Annotated in this window: 22 protein-coding genes; 7 read left to right on the top strand and 15 right to left on the bottom strand. The window is 55.9% G+C overall.

What is annotated here, in order from left to right; genetic code table 11:
- Positions 1 to 4: 4 nt before the first annotated feature.
- The 8 genes from AC2CF9_RS06075 to AC2CF9_RS06110 all read right to left on the bottom strand — a co-directional run bounded on the left by AC2CF9_RS06075 (position 5) and on the right by AC2CF9_RS06110 (position 8,219).
- Positions 5 to 871, bottom strand: a complete 867-nt coding sequence (locus AC2CF9_RS06075; protein ID WP_484556639.1) for a DMT family transporter — start codon at positions 869 to 871, stop codon at positions 5 to 7.
- 32 nt (positions 872 to 903) lie between these two features.
- Entirely contained in the window at positions 904 to 1,542 is a 639-nt protein-coding gene (gene leuE / locus AC2CF9_RS06080; protein ID WP_040113891.1) for a leucine efflux protein LeuE, read from the bottom strand.
- A 236-nt stretch (positions 1,543 to 1,778) separates the two neighbouring features.
- On the bottom strand, positions 1,779 to 3,176 hold the full coding sequence (locus AC2CF9_RS06085; RefSeq protein WP_484556504.1) for a purine-cytosine permease family protein: 1,398 nt from the start codon (positions 3,174 to 3,176) through the stop codon (positions 1,779 to 1,781).
- Between the two features lie 183 nt (positions 3,177 to 3,359).
- Positions 3,360 to 4,826: an aldehyde dehydrogenase gene (locus AC2CF9_RS06090; RefSeq protein ID WP_484556505.1), complete on the bottom strand. Its 1,467-nt coding sequence runs from the start codon at positions 4,824 to 4,826 to the stop codon at positions 3,360 to 3,362.
- A 12-nt stretch (positions 4,827 to 4,838) separates the two neighbouring features.
- Entirely contained in the window at positions 4,839 to 5,876 is a 1,038-nt protein-coding gene (locus AC2CF9_RS06095) for an LLM class flavin-dependent oxidoreductase (RefSeq protein WP_484556506.1), read from the bottom strand.
- On the bottom strand, positions 5,873 to 6,814 hold the full coding sequence (locus AC2CF9_RS06100; protein ID WP_150017097.1) for a flavin reductase family protein: 942 nt from the start codon (positions 6,812 to 6,814) through the stop codon (positions 5,873 to 5,875). The genes AC2CF9_RS06095 and AC2CF9_RS06100 overlap by 4 nt, the downstream gene beginning before the upstream one ends.
- Before the next feature lie 3 nt (positions 6,815 to 6,817).
- Positions 6,818 to 7,645 (bottom strand): alpha/beta fold hydrolase, encoded by an 828-nt coding sequence (locus AC2CF9_RS06105; RefSeq protein ID WP_484556507.1) that lies wholly within the window; start codon positions 7,643 to 7,645, stop codon positions 6,818 to 6,820.
- Positions 7,617 to 8,219: an amino acid synthesis family protein gene (locus AC2CF9_RS06110; RefSeq protein WP_150017095.1), complete on the bottom strand. Its 603-nt coding sequence runs from the start codon at positions 8,217 to 8,219 to the stop codon at positions 7,617 to 7,619. Before AC2CF9_RS06110 ends, AC2CF9_RS06105 begins: the two co-directional genes overlap by 29 nt.
- 533 nt (positions 8,220 to 8,752) lie before the next feature.
- Here AC2CF9_RS06110 and AC2CF9_RS06115 point away from each other — a divergent pair.
- Positions 8,753 to 9,430 (top strand): GntR family transcriptional regulator, encoded by a 678-nt coding sequence (locus tag AC2CF9_RS06115; RefSeq protein WP_484556508.1) that lies wholly within the window; start codon positions 8,753 to 8,755, stop codon positions 9,428 to 9,430.
- A 2-nt stretch (positions 9,431 to 9,432) separates the two neighbouring features.
- Positions 9,433 to 9,720 (top strand): DUF1330 domain-containing protein, encoded by a 288-nt coding sequence (locus tag AC2CF9_RS06120; protein ID WP_150017093.1) that lies wholly within the window; start codon positions 9,433 to 9,435, stop codon positions 9,718 to 9,720.
- A gap of 178 nt (positions 9,721 to 9,898) precedes the next feature.
- Here the strand turns inward: AC2CF9_RS06120 and AC2CF9_RS06125 are convergent, their stop codons facing one another.
- The gene (locus AC2CF9_RS06125; protein ID WP_484556509.1) at positions 9,899 to 11,095 is read right to left on the bottom strand and encodes an FAD-dependent oxidoreductase; all 1,197 of its coding nucleotides are present in this window, start codon (positions 11,093 to 11,095) and stop codon (positions 9,899 to 9,901) included.
- 217 nt (positions 11,096 to 11,312) lie between these two features.
- Between AC2CF9_RS06125 and AC2CF9_RS06130 the strand changes: the two genes are divergently transcribed.
- Positions 11,313 to 13,640, top strand: a complete 2,328-nt coding sequence (locus tag AC2CF9_RS06130) for an FdhF/YdeP family oxidoreductase (protein WP_484556510.1) — start codon at positions 11,313 to 11,315, stop codon at positions 13,638 to 13,640.
- A 45-nt stretch (positions 13,641 to 13,685) separates the two neighbouring features.
- Here AC2CF9_RS06130 and AC2CF9_RS06135 read toward each other — a convergent pair whose 3' ends face one another.
- Positions 13,686 to 14,525 (bottom strand): type 1 periplasmic-binding domain-containing protein, encoded by an 840-nt coding sequence (locus AC2CF9_RS06135; protein ID WP_484556511.1) that lies wholly within the window; start codon positions 14,523 to 14,525, stop codon positions 13,686 to 13,688.
- Between the two features lie 205 nt (positions 14,526 to 14,730).
- Here AC2CF9_RS06135 and AC2CF9_RS06140 point away from each other — a divergent pair, with 205 nt between their 5' ends.
- The 3 genes from AC2CF9_RS06140 to AC2CF9_RS06150 all read left to right on the top strand — a co-directional run bounded on the left by AC2CF9_RS06140 (position 14,731) and on the right by AC2CF9_RS06150 (position 16,428).
- Complete coding sequence (locus AC2CF9_RS06140; RefSeq protein ID WP_150017089.1) at positions 14,731 to 15,420, top strand: RipA family octameric membrane protein; 690 nt, start codon at positions 14,731 to 14,733, stop codon at positions 15,418 to 15,420.
- A gap of 111 nt (positions 15,421 to 15,531) precedes the next feature.
- Positions 15,532 to 16,059 (top strand): outer membrane lipoprotein Blc, encoded by a 528-nt coding sequence (gene blc, locus AC2CF9_RS06145; RefSeq protein WP_484556512.1) that lies wholly within the window; start codon positions 15,532 to 15,534, stop codon positions 16,057 to 16,059.
- 90 nt (positions 16,060 to 16,149) lie between these two features.
- Positions 16,150 to 16,428, top strand: a complete 279-nt coding sequence (locus AC2CF9_RS06150) for a VF530 family protein (protein WP_484556513.1) — start codon at positions 16,150 to 16,152, stop codon at positions 16,426 to 16,428.
- A gap of 41 nt (positions 16,429 to 16,469) precedes the next feature.
- Here AC2CF9_RS06150 and AC2CF9_RS06155 read toward each other — a convergent pair whose 3' ends face one another.
- From AC2CF9_RS06155 to AC2CF9_RS06175, 5 genes are all read right to left on the bottom strand, one after another.
- On the bottom strand, positions 16,470 to 16,682 hold the full coding sequence (locus AC2CF9_RS06155; RefSeq protein ID WP_484556514.1) for a hypothetical protein: 213 nt from the start codon (positions 16,680 to 16,682) through the stop codon (positions 16,470 to 16,472).
- Between the two features lie 426 nt (positions 16,683 to 17,108).
- Positions 17,109 to 17,324 (bottom strand): YdgH/BhsA/McbA-like domain containing protein, encoded by a 216-nt coding sequence (locus tag AC2CF9_RS06160; protein ID WP_040113576.1) that lies wholly within the window; start codon positions 17,322 to 17,324, stop codon positions 17,109 to 17,111.
- A gap of 375 nt (positions 17,325 to 17,699) precedes the next feature.
- Positions 17,700 to 18,251: a C40 family peptidase gene (locus AC2CF9_RS06165; protein WP_150017086.1), complete on the bottom strand. Its 552-nt coding sequence runs from the start codon at positions 18,249 to 18,251 to the stop codon at positions 17,700 to 17,702.
- Positions 18,252 to 18,568: 317 nt separating this feature from the next.
- Entirely contained in the window at positions 18,569 to 18,724 is a 156-nt protein-coding gene (locus AC2CF9_RS06170) for a hypothetical protein (RefSeq protein WP_158249873.1), read from the bottom strand.
- Between the two features lie 240 nt (positions 18,725 to 18,964).
- A complete protein-coding gene (locus AC2CF9_RS06175) occupies positions 18,965 to 20,032 on the bottom strand; it encodes an SDR family oxidoreductase (protein ID WP_484556640.1) in 1,068 nt (355 codons plus the stop codon).
- A 101-nt stretch (positions 20,033 to 20,133) separates the two neighbouring features.
- Between AC2CF9_RS06175 and AC2CF9_RS06180 the strand changes: the two genes are divergently transcribed.
- On the top strand, positions 20,134 to 21,036 hold the full coding sequence (locus tag AC2CF9_RS06180; protein ID WP_484556515.1) for a LysR family transcriptional regulator: 903 nt from the start codon (positions 20,134 to 20,136) through the stop codon (positions 21,034 to 21,036).
- The last annotated feature ends 1 nt before the right edge of the window (position 21,037 follow it).

The raw sequence follows: 21,037 nt of genomic DNA on the forward strand, positions 1-21,037 counted from the left end.
GCGATCACGCCAGCGCTTTCGCCTGCTGCAGCCGGTAATAGAGCAGCGACAGTAATATGAGCAGGCAGCCAAGCATCTGTCGGGCCGACATCGCTTCGCCATACCAGAGGGCCGCCGCCAGCACCGTCAGCAGCGGCTCCAGAATCATGATCAGTGCGGCGTTCGCCGCGCTGGTCATGCTCTGCCCTTTCAGCTGCAGCCAGAAGCGCAGGCTGGTCGCCAGCAGCGCGCTGGCCGCCAGCCAGCTCCAGGAGGCCAGCGCAATCTCATGCGGCCAGCTTTCAGAGAGCAGCGACAGCACGCCTGCTACCGCGCCGGTGCAGGCGAGCTGCACCGTGGCCAGCGGACAGACAGGAACCGTCGCGGCAAAGCGGGTGGTGAAACAGAAGTAGACTGCCTGAACCAGCGCGGCACCGAGGAACAGCAGCTGGCTCAGTTCAAAATGGAGATCCTGCCTGAGCGTCAGCAGCGCCAGCCCCGCGATGCCCACCGGCAGAGAGAACCAGAACGCACGCGCCGGCCGGCTGCGCAGTATGACCCAGGCAAAAAGCGGCACAAACAGCATCGACAGGCTCATGATAAAAGCCCCCTCACCCAGCGAGCGCGTGGTGGCGACGGCATAAATCCACAGCAGCATGTAAGCAGACTGCAGCAGCCCGCTCATCAAAACCGGCCTGATATTCCGCAGGGTATGGCGCAGCTCGGCGGCACGGCACAGCAGCAGCAGTACCGCGCTGGCGGAGAGAAAGCGCAGCGCAACAAAGGCCAGCGCGGGCATACCGGCTATCGCTTCGCGTGAGCAGATCCAGCCAAATGCCGCGATGAGCGTGGTGCTTACCAGCAGGGCATCAGCCTGACGTTGTCTGGCTATCATTTATCTCTCCGCAGCGTGCGTAGTTGCCATCAGCTCTGAGCGCTCACCAGCCGGACGGCAAAACCAAAGAACAGCATACCGGTCAGCATATTGGCAAATTTAACCAGCCGCGTGCGGCTGCGCAGGAAGCGGACCATCACCGCGCCCGCCACCAGCAGCACGGAGTAGTAGCTGAAGCTGATAAGCTGGATCAGCGCACCCAGCGTGGCGAACGCCGGCGCGGTATGAGTGACTTTGGGGTCAATAAACTGAATAAAGAAAGAGACGTAGAACAGGATAGCTTTAGGGTTAGTCACCCCCAGCAGTACCGCACGCAGAAAGTAGTTTTCTGCTTTGACCGGCTCAGCAGGCTGCGCATCCGCACGCTGGCGCAGCGCGCCCATGATGATTTTGATACCCAGGTAAAGCAAAAACATCGCGCCCAGATAGCGCACCATCATAAAGATGTGCGGGCTGGTGCGGATTAGCGTAGCAACCCCTGCCCAGGCAAGAAAAATCAGGATCAGATCGCCTGCCATGACGCCTGCAATCGCTTTAGACGCAGCTTTCATGCCGCGGCCCATGCCAGTGCGTAAAACATAGAGGCTGTTCGGGCCGGGTAACAGAATAATCACCAGCGCACCTGCCAGAAACGTCCACAAATCGATAATGCCTAAATCTTGCAACATCAGTGCCATAGCTCCATTCACCGTGCGTTATTCGCACGGCGTAATCAGAATATTTATACCGGGTTAACCAGACGACAGCGCGCCGCTGCCGCGCGCTATGGTAGCAGGTATCCCGCATAAATCGCACCTCTGTCGCGTGTGGTTGTCGTGTATCAGGCGGTAGCTGACGGCTGGACGTTAATCACTACAGCGGGCGGCGTGCCGGGGAAGCAGACCGGGGCGTCCCTGCCCGGTGATTACACCTTGCTTTCAGGCAGTACGGTCAATACCGGCTGATGCCTGCGATGAAACAGCGGATAGGCGATACTGGTCACGACCAGACTGATAATCCATGAGATATCCACGCCAGGGATCAGTTTTGCATAGGGACCGGAGAAAAATGCATTTTCGATAAAAGGAACCTGTACCAGGATCCCGGCAAAATAGACCAGCAGCGCCTGCGTATTAAGCCGCCCGTAGCGCCCTCCGTCCGCCTGAAATATGGCTGCCACATCGTAGTGCTGTTTATTGACGCAGTAGAAGTCGAGCAGATTGATCACAATCCACGGGATCAGTACGGCGATCAGCGCCAGAATCAGGTTGATAAAGAATGCGACAAAGTTCTGCGACGCCGCCAGCGCAATCAAAATGCTGCCTGTCAGCACCAGAGCGGACACCACCAGCCGCACCGCCGCTCCCGGCGTCCAGTGCGGCCGGAAGGTTTGCACGGCCGTTATCAGCGATAACACCGCCCCGTACAGGTTCATGGAGTTATGACAGATGATATTCACCAGAAACAGGATCATCAGCAGCGGTCCCAGCCAGCCGGTGGCGTGGCGCACCGCCATCATGGCGTCATCCGCCGGAGCAATACTGACGGCCATCATGCCAAAGACAAACGCCAGGATAGTTCCGCCGCAGGCGCCGAGGTAAGTCGCCCAGAAAGGACGGGCGATCCCCACATCGGCAGGCAGATAGCGCGAATAATCTGAGGTATAAGGTGAAAAGCTGATTTGCCACACCGCACCAATGCAAAAGGTCCCGAACCAGCCTGCCGCGCTCAGCGACCCGCGCTGCCAGAAATCTGCCGGTAGCGGCTGCGATAGCATCAGCGTCAGTCCCAGCAGCAGGGCCGCGCCCATGATCCATGCGCCGATTTTATTGATCCGGTGAATAAAGCGGTAACCTATCACGCCGATCGCCGTTGCCAGCACGGCGCCTAAAATCGTGGCGCCGGCCACCGGCAGCGCCGGAATAACATTGTTAATTACCCGGCCCGAAAGCGAGATATTGGAGATAAAGAACCCCAGATAGATCACAGTGGTAAAGCTGATTACCAGCAGCGAACCATAGCGCCCGAACTGCGCGCGACTCTGTACCATCTGCGGAATGCCGGTTTTCGGCCCCTGCGCAGAGGTCAGCGCAAGAAAGATGCCACCAAAGAGATGGCCGGCGATAATCGCAGAGAGCGCGGAGATCACATTGAGATGAAACGTTTCGGTTGCGATCGCCCCGCTGACCACCGCCAGCGGAGCAATATTAGTACAGAACCAGAGCGTGAACAGGCTGTGCGGTTTGCCGTGCCGCTCAGACACCGGCACATAATCCACCGACTTGTTCTCGATAAACTGCCCCTGACGTGATGATTTTTCCACCTTACCCTCCAGTTGAGATGCAGAATTATTATGTGTTGCAGATACATCACTGGCGTTGTCATGCCATAGCCATCCCGACGATGTGCGTCTCGTCTTCTCGCAGGAGAAACTGCTGGCGGTAAGACTCCTGATACTTAGCGATCCGGCGGGCGAGGATGTGAATGGCCAGCGCCGGAAAGGGAATTAACGCATGATGAAAGGATCGTCGATGGGCTCATCGCTGGTGCGCAGCCATACCGTTTTGGTTGTGGTGTACTCGAGCGCGGCGTCAGTGCCGCCCTCGCGCCCGAACCCTGACTTGCCATAGCCACCAAAGGGTGCCAGCGGTGAGACCGCCCGATAGGTGTTCAGCCAGACCACACCGCTGCGCAGCTGGCGCGTGATGCGATGCGCGCGCGTCAGATTTTGCGTAAAGACGCCGGCGGCAAGACCATATTCGGTGCCGTTAGCCAGCCGCAGCGCGTCCGCTTCCCCGCTAAAAGTCAGCACCGAGAGCACCGGACCAAACAGCTCCTGCACGACACTCTCTGCTGCCGGCACGCTGCTGCAATCAAGAATAGTAGGCGGATAATAGAAGCCAGGCTTGTGAACAGGCTCATGCCCGATAATCAGCTTAGCGCCCTGCTCCAGCGTGCGGCTGACGACCTGTTCAATATTCTGTTTCTGCCGCAGCGTGCAGAGCGGGCCAAACTGCGTTTCAGGCTGCTGCGGGCAGCCGATCATAATGCTGCGCACTTTACTCACCAGCCTCTCAATGAACGCCTCTTTAATACTGGCTTCTACCAGCAGGCGCGAGCCTGCAACGCAGCTCTGACCCGAGGCTGAAAAGATCGCCGCCACCTGAGCGTTAGCCGCACTCTCCAGATCGGCATCGGCAAAGACAATAAAGGGGGATTTGCCCCCCAGCTCCAGTGAGGTGCTGGCGAGATTCTCCGCGCTGCCGCGTATAATATGGCGCGCGGTTTCTGCGCCGCCGGTGAAAGCGATATGATCGATAAGCGGGTGTGCGGTAAGCCGTGCACCGCACTGCTCAGCGAATCCGGTAATGACGTTAATCACGCCGGGCGGAAAACCCGCTTCATCAATCAGCTCTGCCAGAGCCAGTAAAGGAGCCGGAGCCACCTCTGCTGCCTTCACCACCAGCGTACAGCCAGCGGCGATCGCCGGGCCGATCTTCACCGCTGACAGAAACAGCTGGCTGTTCCAGGGGATAATTGCCGCCACCACGCCCACCGGTTCCCGTCTGACCCACGTTTCCATATCGGGTTTATCGATACTTAGCGTGGCTCCCTCCATTTTATCGGCCATGCCCGCGTAGTAGCGGTAATACTCCGCCACATAGGCGATCTGCGCCTGGGTCTCGCGAATAATTTTGCCGGTATCCAGCGTTTCAATGCGTGCCAGGCGCGCCGCATCCCGCTCAATCAGATCGGCCAGCCGCAGCAGCAGTTTACCGCGCGCGCTGGCGGTAAGCGCGCGCCACGCCTCTGACGTAAACGCGCGGGCAGCCGCCTCCACTGCGCGGTCAGTCTCCTGCTGCTCTGCGCCGGCAATGGTTGCCCAGGGCTCTGCGGTCGCCGGATTAAGGGATGTGAACGAGGCTGCGCCGGTTACAAACTGCCCGTCAATATAGAGTTTAAACGCGTCCATCTCTCTCTCCGCTTAGTGGAATTCCGGAACGACCTGATCAATAAAGCGCATCAGCGATGCCTTTTTGCGCTCAAAGGTCATACCGCTGTCGAGCCATAGCGCATATTCGTCATAGCCCAGTGCTTCATAGTTTTTCAGCCGGGCGATCACTTCGTCCGCCGTACCGATAGCCAGGTTCTGGCGCATTTTTTCCGCGCTGTAATAGGTGTTAGCGGCAATCTCTTCATCGCTGAGCGGAGCAATAAGCCCCTGCGTCACCGGACGCTCGTTTTTAAACCAGGCACCAAAGTAGTGGTAGAAGTGGTTCAGCTCCTGCGCTGCCTGCTGTGCATCCGCCTCATCCGCCGCCACGAAACCGTGCTGCAGCAGCATAATTTTCAGCGGCTGCTCCGGAGCGTACTCCCGACGCGCCTCTTTAAACGTGGTGATCAGGCGGACAATCTCCTCTTCGCCCTGATGTAGCGGCGTGCACTGCACGTTACAACCCTGCTTAACGGCAAATTCATGGCTGTTGGGATCGCGGGCAGCAACCCAGATGGGGGGATGCGGCTGCTGTTTGGGTAACGGCGATGACGTGGTGGACGGGAACTGCCAGAACTCGCCCTGATGCGCATAATCACCGCGCCAGAGCGCTTTTACTGCCGGCACCAGCTCCCGCATGCGCTGACCGGCTCCCCACGCATCAAGGCCCGGCAGCAGACGCTCATACTCAAATGCATAGGCGCCGCGCGCAATACCCAGCTCCAGCCGTCCGTTAGTGATGATATCGGTCATTGCCGCCTCACCGGCAAGGCGAATCGGATGGGTAAACGGCGCAATAATGGTGCCGGTACCGAGGCGCACATGTTGGGTGCGGTGCGCAATATCCACCAGATTGATAAGAGGGTTCGGTGCAATGGTGAAGTTCATACCGTGATGCTCACCGGTCCAGATCGCATGCAGCCCGCCGCGATCGGCGATTTCGCACAGCGTCATCATCTCTTCGTAGAGCTTATCCTGTGCATCATCAGCCGAGACGCGCTCCATATGCAGAAACAGAGAAAGCTTCATACCACCTCCTGATGGGCTGGCGCAGAGAACTGTCGCACCGAGCCTTGCGCTTCATCGCCGTAATAGAGACCATAATTACCCGCCGCATATTCACGCATATAGCGTCCCAGCAGCGCCTGCAGCGCCCCGTTCGCAACCGGTACTGCAGCCAGATCCTGCAGATCACGCCACTCTCCCTGGTCAACAGCGGGTAGCGTACTGCCGGTGGGCTGCGCGCATAAAAAGACAATATGCTGCTGCTTTTTCTGCCGATCCTCCCACATGGAGTAGATAAAGCCCGGACTGGCGGTAATCTGCAGCGTGCTGAATACCTGCGTCAGCGTTTCATCGACGCTGCGACCGCGCATGGTTTGTGCCGGCAGGCCATACCCCTCTGGCTGCCTGACCAGCAGTACCTTACCGGCGGACTCGATAAGCGCGCTGACCACGACATCCGGCCCACTAATCAGCGACTCTGCCTGCTGATAAGGGGTAAAATAGGCGCCGCGATAGTAGCCCAGACCCGCCGTGCCGCTGGAAGCGAACTGCAGCACGTTACCAATCAGGATCGCGTGGTCGCCTGCATCAATCACCTGATGCAGCGAGCACTCAAACCAGGCCGAACTCTCATCAATCAGCGGCGTGCCTTGCTCCCCGCGATGCCAGCTGACGCGCGCAAAGCGATCGGCAATTTTCTGCGCAAATACGTTCGACGTCTCTTTCTGCTGTTCTGCCAGAATATTGACGGCAAAATGGCGGCACTGCGTAAAATGTTCAAAGTTAGCTGAACGCTTGTCGATGCTGACCAGCAGCAGCGCCGGGTCGAGTGATACCGATGAAAAAGAGTTAGCGGTAAAACCAATCGGCTCACCTTTCGCATCGTGGGTGGTGACCACGGTTACGCCCGTCATAAAGGCGCCAAAGGCGTCGCGCAACTCTCTGCGTTTATCTGCGTCCATAAGTTACTCCTGAATAAGCTCTTGTGACGTGACGGGGGCTGCAACCGGCTTAAGGAAAGAGAGCATCTCTTGCGTAACCCGTTCAGCATCGGTCAGATTCAACATGTGTCTGGCGTTATCGATAACCACTGCCTCACCGTGAGGTGCTGCGCCGGCCATCTGGCGTGTCATTTCCGGACTGGAGTTGGCATCCAGTTCGCCCGTCATGACCAGCACCGGACAGCGCATCTCTGCCCAGCGATCGGCATACAGCGAGTCGCCTTCAGCAAACGCCTGATAGGCGCGCGCATAGCCTGCCGGGCTGACCTGCTGCAGCCACTCACCGACTTTGTGGCGCAGCGGCTGCTCCTCCGGGATCGCGCTGAACCAGCGATCCAGGGGCGCGTCCAGCTGCACATCGCCGCTCGCCAGCTCGTGAGCGCGCTGCAGGACCGCAGCGCGGGCTGCGGCTGAGCGCCTGAAGACGCCGCTCATGACGATGGCGCGGCTGACAGAGTGCGGATAATCAATTGCCAGTCCGGCGGTGATCAGGGCGCCCATTGAGTGCCCGGCAACCGCAAAACGCTGCTCTGGCTGAGTGGCGAGAAAGGCTGCCAGCCAGGAAACGTAGTCGGTCAGCGTCGCGTGATGCCCGAAGCCTGTGCTGTCGCCATGCCCGGGCATATCCACTGCGATAACCCGAAAATGGCGGCTCAGTACCGCTATCTGGGGAAACCAGGCTTCCGCATTCATGCCCACGCCGTGAATCAGCACCAGCGGAGTGCCGGCTCCCGCTTCGAGATAGCTGACCTGCGCTGACGCCTCAGACAGCGGCTGGATTTTTCTGATCATGGCCAAGCTCTTTAAGATCAAGATAACGGTTACCGATGCGATGATGCGGGCGGCCGCCCAGCGCAGCGCCCAGCGCAATCACGATCTCGTCGCTGAACGGGGCATCATTGATGGTGAACTGCATGGTCAGATAGTGTTCGCGCGATCCCTCATCTTCTGTTCCCATCATCGGGACGAGGATCGGGGTGTTGGCCGGGCCGCGCGTATTGTTGAATGCCAGATAGGTTTTGCCCTGGACCGCAGAACGGTAGTGGTTACCAAAGTGCAATGTATGAATCAGCGCCGAGGCGTGCTCCAGCTCGCCGTTTAGTCCGGTAACGGCACATTTGCCATAGGCGACCACGCGCTCGCCGCCCCCCGCTTCTTTAACGATTAGTCCGGTCAGCAATTCGCCTAATACCGGCGCCATCTCACGGATTTCTGGTGCCAGATCTTCAACAAAGCCTCTGCCAGCCCACGGATTTTTGACCACGGCTGCAGCCGCAATCATCACCAGCGGCGTGCCCGCCGCTTTGCCGCCATCGGTATACACGGTTTCAGTGGTGACGACGGTTTTACGAATATCCGGATGCATGTAAACCCCTTTCAAGTTAACGGTTTGTTAATTGCTACTGGTGAAAGGGGTATAGCATTGCCGTTTTCGAGATGTCAAAACATGGTATACCATCATACGGTAATACCTAAATTGCCTGCTTTTTATGCGCCAGGATGCGCCAGACGCGGTCCTGAGCCATTTTAAGCGGGCTGCCAGTGCAGGTTTTAGCGGGTAGAAAATCAGCTATCGGAGTGTGACTGGCATCATAAAAGTGATGCAGGCCAGCGCAGCGCAAAAAAATCATGTGGCTGATAAATATGCATAATTTTTAAATTCAGCGCGGGAAAAAGAAATGCTTTAGCGATAAGTGATAAAAATGTGAGCAATGACAAATTCCTGTTCCGGCGACAACAGGATCAATCACAGCGCCGCTGAGGGCTTCATGACCTCAGACTCTGTTGCCGCCACGCCCGCGACGTTGCGTTAACTGCCGGAACAGTGCTAATAGTAAAAAAGAGCGCGCGCAGGGGGCTTCGCGCAACGATTCTTAACGCAGGACAATAGGGAAGATCATGATTGCGATTCACTCCTTAAGGATTGAAAACACGCCGGTGACACTACGGGAACTGGCGCTGGTGAAAGTAAGACAGGCAATCATCTCGGGCTATTTTAAAGCGGGCGATCGTCTGGTTGAACGCTCACTGTGTGATGAGCTGGGGGTCAGTCGTACCGTGGTGCGGGAAGTGATCCGTTATCTGGAAGCGGAAGGACTGATCGAAAATCTGCCTAAAAAAGGGCCTATTGTGGCGCGGCTCACTTGGGAGATTGCGCAGCAGATCTACAGCATACGGCAGCTGCTTGAATCTGCTGCTGCAGAAGATTGCGCCCGCAAAGCCACAGCGGAAGATAAGCAGAGGCTGCACACCCGGCTGATGCGTATCGCCAGAGCATCTGAACATCACGACGATATTGAACGGGTTGAAGCGTCTCAGGTGTTTTATGAAACGCTGTTTTCGATTGCAGAGCATCATATCGCCTGGGAGATCGTGCAGCGGCTCAACAGCCGTATCAGCCGGCTGCGCGCCATGACGCTGCGCAGCCCTGAACGCCAGGTTGCCGGATTTGAACGTATGTCGCGTATCTGTGCGGCGGTTGAAGCCAGCGATCCGCAGCAGGCCAGAGAAGCGGTGATACAGCATCTGACGGAAGCGGCGCAGCTGGCAAAAACAATTCTGACAACGGAGGAGTAACCATGACCGCTTACTGGATAGCACACGTGACGGTGCATGATGCTGAGCGCTATCAGCGTTACCGGGATCTTGCACCGGCGGCCTTTAATAAATATCAGGCAACTTTTCTCGCGCGGAGCGAACAGGCGCTGACGCTGGAAGGCGAAAGCTATGGCCGGCATGTGTTAATCGCGTTTCCCGATTATCAGACGGCCCTGGCCTGTTACCATTCACCCGAATATCAGCAGGCGCGTGCCGCGCGTGCTGATATCGCTGACGCAACGATTGTTATTACCGAAGGATTAGCCTGAACCGATCCGGCTGCATAAATTACTTATCTGTTCAGCAAAATTAACTCATCGAACAAAATTCGTACGCTCGCCGAAACGTTGCTATTATAGTGACGCTAAACAGCAATGCGTTGCTGACGAGAAAGTTTACCGGTTATCGTTCGCCTGCCCGCCTCGCGGGCTTTTTTTTGGCTGCAATTCAGGCTTTGCCGGTCAGGCGCGGGCGTTCCGGGCGAAATCCCAGCCCGATAAGACGCCCAAAGAGGTGACGCAGGAACGGGTAGCGGCTGATGAACTGCGGTACTTTTGACGGCGTGCTGCGCGTGCGTTTTTTACTGCTCATCTTTATCTGCAGAAACTGCGTGGCAACCGTCGGAAACTGACGCCGCCGCTGGACTTTCTGTAGTGTTTTCAGGCTCACCCTGCCCCTGAGCAGTGAGGGCGTCAGCAGATTAGCGGTGGCCACCGCATCCTGAATAGCCAGGTTGACCCCTACGCCACCGATGGGCGACATCGCATGCGCCGCATCTCCGATGCACAGCACCCCTGGCCGGCACCAGCTGTCGAGCCTGTCGATCCGGATCGACAGCAGGTGAAACATCCCCCAGTGAGTCAGCACCTGCAGGCGCGCTTCACTAAAGGGAGCAACCTCAGCAAGCCGCGTAATAAACGCAGCGACATCGCCCGCTTTGAGCCGTTCAAACTCACCTTTTTCGATGGTATAGCCGCACTGCCAGTAGTCACCGCGATCGATCACAATAAAATTCTGCTTCGGTCCTTTATGGCCCATGCCGAGCGCCGGATCGTCGGGATGCTTAGGGAGTGAAAACCACAGCACGTCACGCGGTGCGCCAAAACTCTGGCTGGTTAATCCGGCTTTGGCGCGTACCTGTGAATGACGGCCATCTGCCCCGACCACAAGCGGTGCGTGAATAGTATGTCCCTGCAACGTCGTCAGGCCAGTAACCCGGTCTCCCTCTCTGATAAAGTCAGCAAAGCCGGTCTCCTGCAGTAGCGTAAAATTGTCCCAGGCGCGGGCTTTACGCGCCAGAAAATCGAGAAAATCCCACTGCGGCATAAAGGCGATAAAACGGCAGCGCACCGGCAGGCGGGAAAAGTCCGCCATGGTGATCTCTTCCCCGCCCACTTCCGCCTGCAGCTTTTCAGCGCGCTGATGCGGCAGCGTTAATAGCTCATCCAGCAGCCCGAGCTGATGCATCACTTCCAGCGTTGAAGGGTGAATGGTGTCACCGCGGAAATCGCGCAAAAAATCAGCATGTTTTTCAATCACAATCACATTTACGCCTGCACGCGCCAGCAGATATCCCAGCATCAGTCCGGCCGGGCCGCCGCCTGCAATACAGCAGTCAGTATGGAGAGTTTTACCGTTGGGCATTCTGTCAATTCCGCATCAATTTGCTGATAATAATTATCATTTATATAGCATGTTATAGCGGCAAGGCGAGAAACTGATGCGCGTAGATGCCCGTTTAGCAATCGCAGCGCTGCAATATTCTGTAAACATTAAAATAACCTGTTTTAAATAGTTTCCTTGCGGACCCGGCAGCTTATTCCAGGCTTATGAGATAATTTTTTACGCGAGATAAGCAGCGATGAAAGAGCAGAATCGGGATGCCGGCATTAAACCTTATGGCGGCTCAGCCGGCGGCTGGGGTGCACTGAAAGCGGTAGCAGATGCCATTCGCCGTCAGATGGCGGTGAAACAGGATGTGATTGCGTTATTTAAGGTCAATCAGCCGGAGGGATTTGACTGTCCGGGCTGCGCCTGGCCCGATCCGCGTCACGCCTCCTCGTTTGAGTTTTGTGAGAATGGCGCGAAAGCTGTCTCCTGGGAAGCGACCAGCAAACGCACTACGCCCGCTTTTTTCGCCGCGCACACCGTCAGCGAACTCTGGCAGCGCAGCGCCTTTGAACTGGAAGGCGAAGGCCGGCTCACGCATCCGATGAAATATGATGCTACCAGCGATACTTATCAGCCTATTGAGTGGGAGACCGCGCTGCAGGAGATTGGCGCGCTGCTGCGCGGTTATGACGATCCTGATAGCGTGGAATTTTATACTTCCGGACGCGCCTCCAATGAAGCGGCCTTTCTCTGGCAGCTGTTTGCCCGCGAATATGGCACCAACAATTTTCCCGACTGCTCCAATATGTGCCATGAGCCCACCAGCGTAGGCCTGCCTGAATCCATTGGCGTCGGCAAAGGCACGGTAGAGCTGGAGGATTTCGATTATGCCGATCTGGTGATCTGTATTGGTCACAACCCTGGCACCAACCATCCGCGTATGCTGGGGACGCTGCGGGAAGTCTCTAAGCGTGGTGCAAAAATTGTGGCCATTAACCCGCTGCGCGAGCGCGGGCTGGAGCGTTTTACCTCTCCGCAAAGCCCGATCGAAATGCTCTCGATGGGATCCACGCAGCTGGCCTCTACCTACTATAAAGTTCGCGTAGGTGGCGATGCGGCCATGCTCAAAGGCGTGATGAAAACGCTGCTGGCTATGCATGATAAGGCGCTTGAGGCCGGCGAGCCGCCGGTTCTGGATGAGACGTTTATCCGTGAGCATACTGAAGGCTTCGCGGCGCTGAAAGCGGATCTGGATGACACCAGCTGGGATCATATTCTGAAAGTGTCCGGCATGGATATCGCCGAAATCCAGAATATTGCCCACCTCTACGCCGCTGCGGAAAACACCATTATCTGCTACGGAATGGGCATTACCCAGCATCAGTACGGCACGCAAAATGTGCAGCAGATTGCGAACCTGCTGCTGCTGCGCGGCAATATTGGCCGGCGCGGCGCAGGCATCTGCCCGCTGCGCGGACACTCCAACGTACAGGGCGATCGCACCGTGGGCATTACAGAGATTCCTTCGCAGACGCTGCTGGATAGTCTGCAGAAGGTCTTTGGCTTCACGCCCCCGCAGCAGCACGGGCACGGCGCGGTGGCGGCGATTCAGGCGATTCGCGACGGACGCTCAAAAGCGCTGCTTTGCCTGGGCGGCAACCTTGCTGAAGCGATCTCCGATCCGCAAATCACTTTTGAAGCGATGCGCAAGCTCGATCTGGTGGTGCATATGGCGACGAAGCTCAACCGCTCTCATCTGTTGATGGCTAAACATAGTTATCTGCTGCCGGTGCTGGGCCGTACGGAGCGGGATCGCCAGGCGTCGGGCGACCAGAGTGTTACCGTGGAAGATTCTATGTCGATGGTGCACGCCTCGCGCGGCACGCTGGAGCCTGCCTCTCCGCATCTTAAATCGGAACCGGCGCTGGTAGCAGGGCTGGCAAAAGCGACGCTGCCGGCTTCCCGCGTAAACTGGGACGACATGGTCAGCGACTACAGTAACATTCGTGATGCGATTGAAGCCGTCTTCCCGGCGTTTGAGAACTTCAACCAGCGCGTGATGCAGCCAGGCGGTTTCCGCCTGTACAACGCGGCTTCTGAACGTGTCTGGCTGACGCCGTCGAAGCGCGCGCAGTTTAAAGTGATGCAGGGCATCAATGAGGATCCGCGCTCGCTGCAGTGTCACGATCTGGTGCTGACCACGCTGCGCAGCCACGATCAATACAACACGACGCTTTATGGGCTGAACGATCGCTATCGCGGCATTACCGGCCGGCGCGACGTACTCTTTATTTCTGCCGATGAAGCGGAGAGCCGGCAGCTGCGCTCCGGCGATACGGTCAATATGACCGCGCTCGATCCGCAGGGCAACCGCACGCAGCGTCGTATGGAGAACCTGACCCTTGTAATTTATGACATGGCGCCTGGTTCGGTAGCCGCTTACTATCCGGAAGCGAATATCATGGTGCCGCTCGACAGCCACGATACGCAAAGCGGTATTCCCGCGTATAAAAGTATTCCGGTGGTGATTGAGCCTTCCGGTGCCACGCAGGCTGACAGCAGCGGCGTGCTGCGTTAAGAGCAGGGCTCCGGATACGCATTCATGCTTGTCCGGAGCCGCGCTTCAGTGGCGAATCGCGCAGCCACATTGCGACATTTCGCCCGGGATATATTTTCCCTGATGAGAATGACGCACTTCCAGCTCACCCTGCTGCCAGCCGTTGCTGCTGTCAGCACGCTGTTCCAGTAACCGGTTCAGCGTTTCTGCTATCTGTAACTCGCTGCGCGGTGCCCAGCGGGTAAGATGCCAGGTGGATGTCGCCGCTTCGGGCACGCTGCCATAGCCCGTTACCGCAACGTGCGCACCCTGCCCAAAATCACGCACGGCCTGTAGCGCGCCAAACGCCAGCTCATCACTGCTGCAGATTAGCGCGTTGATACGTTCGGCGGCACGGGTTTTCTTCAGGTACGTCATCATACTCAGATATGCCGCTTCGCGCTGCTCACTGCCGGCCGTCAGCAAAAGCTGTATCTCTTTTTCCTGCGTCTGCAAACCGGCATTCACGCCTGCCAGCTGCTGGTTTATAGCTGGCGTGTCACCAGCATGCATAAAGCCTGTCCGCTGATGCCCCTGCGAAAGCAGCAGCAGGGCGAGCGCTTCGCCGGCGCTGTAGCGATCGCTGGCCAGCGCATCAGTATGAAGCTGCGCGACCGCAGGCAGGATCTCTGCGGCCAGAGTCTGCTCATCGTCGCAGACAGATGAGAGATACAGCAGATGTGTAACCGGCAGCGCGGCAGCATTATGCAGCGCCTGCTGCAGCTCCTCGCGTGACCGCGCATGGATCAGTATGCTGACCATGCCGCGTTTGTTGAGCTGAGCGCTGAATGCGCTGAGCTGACGGGCGGTTGCCGCATTTTCAGGCGCGCAGCAGATCAGCGCGACAAGTGAAGAGGAAGCTGACATCAAAGAGGCTCCTGCCAGTCCGGGCTGGCTGGTGAAGAAAACGGTGAGTATTCCACGTTACCCGAATAATGCGCTATCGCCAATAACCGGCGGTACGCGCTGATTAAGATCGGTGCGCCGGACGGCTTTCAGCCGCGCCTTAACGATCACTTTGAGCCGGCAACTGTTACACTGTTGCCACTTATATTCTGTTTGCGGAACCCTTATGCACGTGACTATCGATCCGGCCGATCGGCCTTTTATCCACCGACTGCTGGGCAGTGAACCTGACACCATCGACGCGAGCTCCGCTGAATCGCAGCGCCTGCAGCAGGCTCTGGTTATCGCTCGTCAGCAGAAAAACCACGAAGCCGATCTCGACTGGAAACGTAACGCGCTCTATCTGGTGCTGTTTCTGTTTTTATATGGCGTACTCGGCGCGTCGTTAACCCTGGATCTCACCGGTCTGGCACAGGATTCGCTGCATAAAAGTATCGCTTATGCTCTGGCGGCAGTGCCGGTGCTGATCGCTTTCTCAGGCCTGTTTATCTCGCTACTGTTTCTGTTTGTGACGCGCGGCAGCGCGCGTCGTCTGCGCAGCTGGGACCAGGGCATCTGGGTACTTGAGAAATACACAGGGTGCAACCTCAGTATGCAGATCAACGAAATGGGCGCGCGCACGACAAATTATTCACAATCCGCTATCAGCGTGGCGCTGGCGCTGTTTATCTGCGTCACCTGGGTGGTGATGTATAACTTCTTTACCTTTACCACCAGCGGCGTTATCGGCAGCGTGATCTCTCTGTTTATCACCACTATGACTTACGTCATGCTCGATATTCAGCTGCTTAAATCCGGTAAGTCGATTGCTATCGATGAACCTCAGTTCCCGGCGGACGACGAGAAAGCGCCATAAGCCTGACAGGCAAAGGCGCGGGCAGAACGCATCTGCCCGCGCCCGCCACGCCTCATCAATCCTTAACTATACTCTGCATGGGATTTTTACGATGTTGTGTAAGGAGTGACAATGAAGATTTGGCCTCTGGTTGCTGTCACCGCGCTTTCACTGACGCTGGTGGCCTGCAAATCGCCTACCCCGCCTAAAGGTGTTAAGCCGGTTACCGGTTTTGATGCACAGCGCTATCTGGGTAAGTGGTATGAAATTGCGCGTCTCGATCATCGCTTTGAGCGTGGTAAAGATCACGTGACCGCCACGTATAAAAAGCGCAGCGATGGCGGACTGGTTGTTATCAATCGCGGTTACGATCCGGAAAAGAAAACCTGGAGTGAAAGCGAGGGTAAGGCCTATTTCACCGGACGTTCTGACGTAGCGGCGCTGAAGGTTTCGTTCTTCGGGCCTTTTTACGGCGGCTACAACGTTATCGCGCTGGATGAAGATTATCAGTATGCGCTGGTCAGCGGCCCGAATCGCAGCTACTTGTGGATACTGTCGCGCCAGCCGCAGATCCCGGAGCAGGTTAAACGTGACTACGTTAATCTCGCCAGAGAGCTGGGCTTTGCCACCGATAAACTCATCTGGGTCGATCAATCCTGATCAGCACATTTCACCACGGGGTGGTTTGCGGTTACCGTATGTTTACGGTAACCTTGGCGCCCCTTTTTGCCCTGTGAGACGCAACCTGATATGCATTCAAATGACCCTCTGCACGGCGTAACGCTGGAAATGATAGTGACTGCGCTGGTGGAGCGTTACGGCTGGGCAGAACTGGCAAAACAGATCAATATCAACTGCTTTAAAAGCGATCCCAGTATAAAGTCGAGCCTTAAATTTTTGCGACGTACACCCTGGGCGCGTACAGAAGTTGAAGCACTCTATCGGGAGATGTTAACTGAACAGCCGGAGAAAGACCGGGCTGATTCCGGATTTAATCCGTGGACGCAGGGAAATAAAGAGGAGCGCTGAGCGCTTTCAGGCAGGGCTGGATAGCGCCCTGCCCAATAGTATTACTGGGTATTTTTATTCGCTTCTTTCTCTTTTTTATTCGCCATGTGGTGACCTACTGCACATCCCGCTGCCGCACCGGCTACGCCGTGATGCTTAAGATGCCCTGCCATACCGCCTACCGCAGCCCCTTTCAGACAGCCTTTAGCCTGAACCTGAGCAGTCGCTGATAACAGCACGCCGGCAGTTAATAAAGCAAACGCTATTTTACGCATAATCTTATCCCCGAAAATAAATGCAGATTGCATTCATGCTGAATATAGTAATGAAATTCCGGAATATCGAATTAATTGCCCTGAGATGCGCTGCAATAATGTGTAACCAGAAATAAGTTACTAAAGGTTAAAATTCGCGTTGAAGCGTGTCATTGCTATGCGTTCTGCAGTCAGGGAATAGAAAATAATTAAAAAGAGGCGGATAAAACAGTTCAGCGTGACGTAATGATGAGTGCGCCTGGACTGACAAAGAGGATCGAGCGTGTCCCCTGGTTTATCCACATTTCGCGTGAAAAGAGCAGGCGCAAACCTGTGGATAACCTTCTGCAGGCCGCATGGCAGATACGCCGCTATTGATTGGTTATTTTTTAACCACAAAAACAGCAAAGCCGCCCGGAGGCGGCCTTAATACCTATTCACGCCAGATTATTTGTAGAGTTCGGCGGTCATATGCACACGATTGTTTGTGTTGGCTTCAGTAATTTTATACTGTGCGCCCTGCTCCTGCGCCTGAGCGGCGATTTTCGCTTCTGCTCCATCCAGCGTACCGGAGGTCACAGAGATGCTCTGTGCAAAGCTTGCGCCTGATACCAGGGTTAGAGCGGTTACAGCAGCGATTGAGAGAGCTTTCATGGTTTTCATAATCTTTTCCTTAATATCTGTTTTAAAGGCCGCACGCCTTTGATGAGAAATATAGTAACTCTGTGAACTATACAATTATTGATAATTAATTCTGTTGCTGTGATCTTGCTAACTAATTTTATCAGCAAGTCACGCAGTTTATTTCACTTAAGAAAGCAGCTGGAGAATCACTCCGGAAACGCTATCAGCGCTGCCTCTGTTGCGATGAAGAGAGAATAAAGGCGTTGAGGAGAGTTTAAAAGCTAAGCATTTTGCCGTTTTTGTTCATATTTTTTGAATAAAAATGAGGCGTAAAAAAACCGCCATCAGGCGGTTTTTCTCAGCAGGCAGAGAGAGGTGCAGCTGTTATTCCTGGATCAGAGAAGCAGGCAGCCTTCAGACTTTATTTTTATAGTTGAAGCTGATTTGCGAACCCTGTTCGCGAGGTAGTCGCCGCGCCTGGAGATAGACAGACTTCCAGTAAGGATTGTTGAGGGATGAACGCATCACACCCTGACTCACTGACGCATGCAGGAACTGGCGGTCTGTATCATAGAATCCGACGTGTAGCTCATGCCTGATGCGGAAAAAGACCAGATCGCCCGGCTGCAGATGGGCCTGATCAACCGGCTTGCCCATGGCGATGAGTTCGCGTGTCGTCACGCGCTCCATCGGAATATTAAAGCGGTCTTTCAGCGTGCGCCAGACAAAGCCTGAGCAGTCCACGCCGGAGAGCTGCGTGCCGCCCCACTGATATTTTGTGCCCTGCCAGGAGTGCATCTGATCGTGCAGTGCAGCAATAACCGGGATTAAATCGGGCTGTTTATCACCAGAGAAATTCACTTCAGCGCTGTCAGGCGGAGGCGCTTCATGATGTTTTTTCGCGCATCCAGCCAGCGTAAACAGCAGCAGAGTAGTAAGAAGAGTACGGCTTGCGGTGATAGTCATGGGTTGTCATTTCGCCCGGCTTATTGGTGAAAGATTTATACCGTAAAAAAGCAGCACAGTTAAACCCGCAGCGGAAAAATCCTCACTCTCTCCCTGTTATTTACCTTAATTTACACAAAGGTAACATCATGTTTATACGCATAAAAACAGGATAAACAGCAATTTTGACAGGTGCCGTGGGTCGCACGAGCTGAACGAGCTAATTTTAGCGGGTGTTTGAGAAAAGAGGAGGAGGGAAAAGAAAAATTTCAGCCAGTCTGAGAAAGTGATAAAGAGAGTGTCCCGGTTAACTCAGATAGCCAGCCGGAACCCGATTGCTACTCTTCCGCAGCGGCGACAGCCAGCGACTCAATTTGCTGCCAGAAATTCTCAGGCAGAGACTGAACCAGCGGAACCGGATCGCTGACGGCATGTTCGATGACGGCCAAAAGTTGCTGTGTGTCACTATTGTTGTTTTTCAGAAGTGTTGTCATAACGCAATAACCTGGTGAAATGTATCAGCGGGTTATTGTAAGGATCTGGTACTAAAAATAAATAAACGAACCGCATTAATCTGGCGCTGGCTTAAGGCATTTGTGCGTTTTGCGCGTAACTTCACAGGCTGAAAACAGACCAGGTACGTTGGTTTTACAAAATAAAAACAGTGCGGTAAAAAACAGCGTTTATGCATAACGTCTGCCGCTCACCAGAGGCGGCGGCAGACCCTGAGCGCATCAGCGCGGAATGATATTTTCCGCTTTAAGACGATCAAACAGCTGGATGAAAGAGTCAACGGACGAACGATAGCCGGTAAAACCTGCTTTACGGCTTTTGCTCATATCTGTGAACACTTCCATCGGGCGGCCGAGATCGGCATCGGTATGCCACCACGACGCCAGCTTACTGATGTCCGCCTCACGTAACTGATAGCGTGCGGCGATCTCCCGCCAGATTTCAGCCGCCTCCTGCATTCTCTCTTCCAGCGGCAGCGTCTGAGCCGGCAACTCTGCAGCTTCGATACCAAAATAGGCTGCCAGCTGCGGCCACATCCAGTTCCAGCGGAAAACGTCGCCGTTGACTGCGTTGAAGTCCTGATTCGCCGCGCCTTCTGCTGTAGCTGCCCAGACCAGCTGCTCAGCCAGCAAACCAGCATCCGTCACATCGACCAGGCCATTCCACTGCTCAGGCGAGCCGGGGAAGATAAACGGCCAGCCTTTTTCACGGCACAGGGTGGCATAGACGGCCAGCGTCTGGCCCATATTCATCGCATTGCCGAGCGCAAAGCCGACGATGGTGTGCGGACGGTGCACGCTCCAGCGATAATCATATTTTTCGGCACCGGCAAACAGCTCATCCTCCTGAGCATAATAGAAGTTATCCACCGGCTGGCGGCCCTGCTCTTCGCGGAACGGCGTAACCGGCACGGCTCCTTTACCATAGGCTTCAAAAGGCCCCAGATAGTGCTTAAGGCCGGTGACCAGCGCCACGTGAGCACCCTGCAGCCGTTCGCCCAGCGCCTCAATGACGTTACGCACCATGCCGCTATTAACGCGAATGTTCTCTTTCTCATTTTCCTGACGTGCCCAGACGCTGAAAAACAGCGCATCGGGTTTTTCCTGCGCCAGCGCATCGCGTACCGCATCGCTGTCGGTGAGGTCAGCAGTCAGGCTACGGCAGCCATCCGGTACTGCACCACGTCCGCGCGACAAGCCGGTAACGTCCCAGCCCTCTTTCTGCAGCTGTTCTGCCAGCGCACGCCCGATAACACCGCTGATCCCCACAATGAGTGCCTGTTTTTTCATCATTATCCTCCCGTCGGTTTAATAATATTTAGCCTAATAGAGAAATCAGTTCTTATCTCTGGTAAAAATTCACTTCATTTCTGAATTGAGTTCATGAATAGATGCACGATCACCGCCTGAAAGATATTGTTCCATTTGTTGCCAGCGTGGAATGCGGCAGCTTTGCTGCGGCGGCGCAGCGGCTGCATCTGACCGGTTCAGCGATCAGTAAAAGCGTTACCCGGCTGGAGACACGTCTCGGCTCACGCCTGCTGGAGCGCACCACGCGCAGTCTGAAGCTGACCGATGCCGGCAGCGCCTACTATCAGACCTGCCTGCGCGTCATGGAGGAGCTGGCCGAAGCGGAATCGGTACTGGCCGCGCAGCGAACGATCCCGTCAGGGCGCCTGCGACTGGCCCTGCCCAGCACCTACGGCCGGCTGGCGGTGATGCCGCTGCTAATCGCTTTTTGCCAGCAGCACGCGGAAGTGGAGCTGAGCCTGACGTTTTCCGATCGCTTTATCGATCTGTTTGAGGAGGGAATCGATCTGGCCGTGCGCATTGGCGGCTCGCCGGATCTGCCCGCGTCGCTGGGCTGCCGTCATCTCGGGCGTGAACGCATGGTATTTTGCGCAGCGCCGGACTATCTGGCACGTCACGGCTATCCCGCAACGGAAAATGAGCTGCTGCTGCATCCGGCGGTAATGTATGAACGGGTTGATGGCACCACCAAGCCCTGGCTGCTGACTACCACAGAGGGTCATGCTTACTGGCGTCATGTCCCGCACCGTATGGCGCTGGGCGATGTGGATGCACAGGTGCAGGCAGTCTGTGCCGGATTAGGCGTGGCACAGATGCCCTCCTGGCTCATCGCCGGGCCGCTGCAGCGTGGCGAGCTGGAAATTATCCTGCCGCAGCAGCAGCCAGACGGTTTTGCGCTGTCACTGATCTGGCCGCGCCGCAAGCAGCTGTTACCAAAAGTTGATGCGCTGCTGACGGCGCTTGAACAGTTGCCTATCCGTTAGC

It is taken from the genome of Pantoea sp. SYBGC1 (assembly GCF_057197005.1).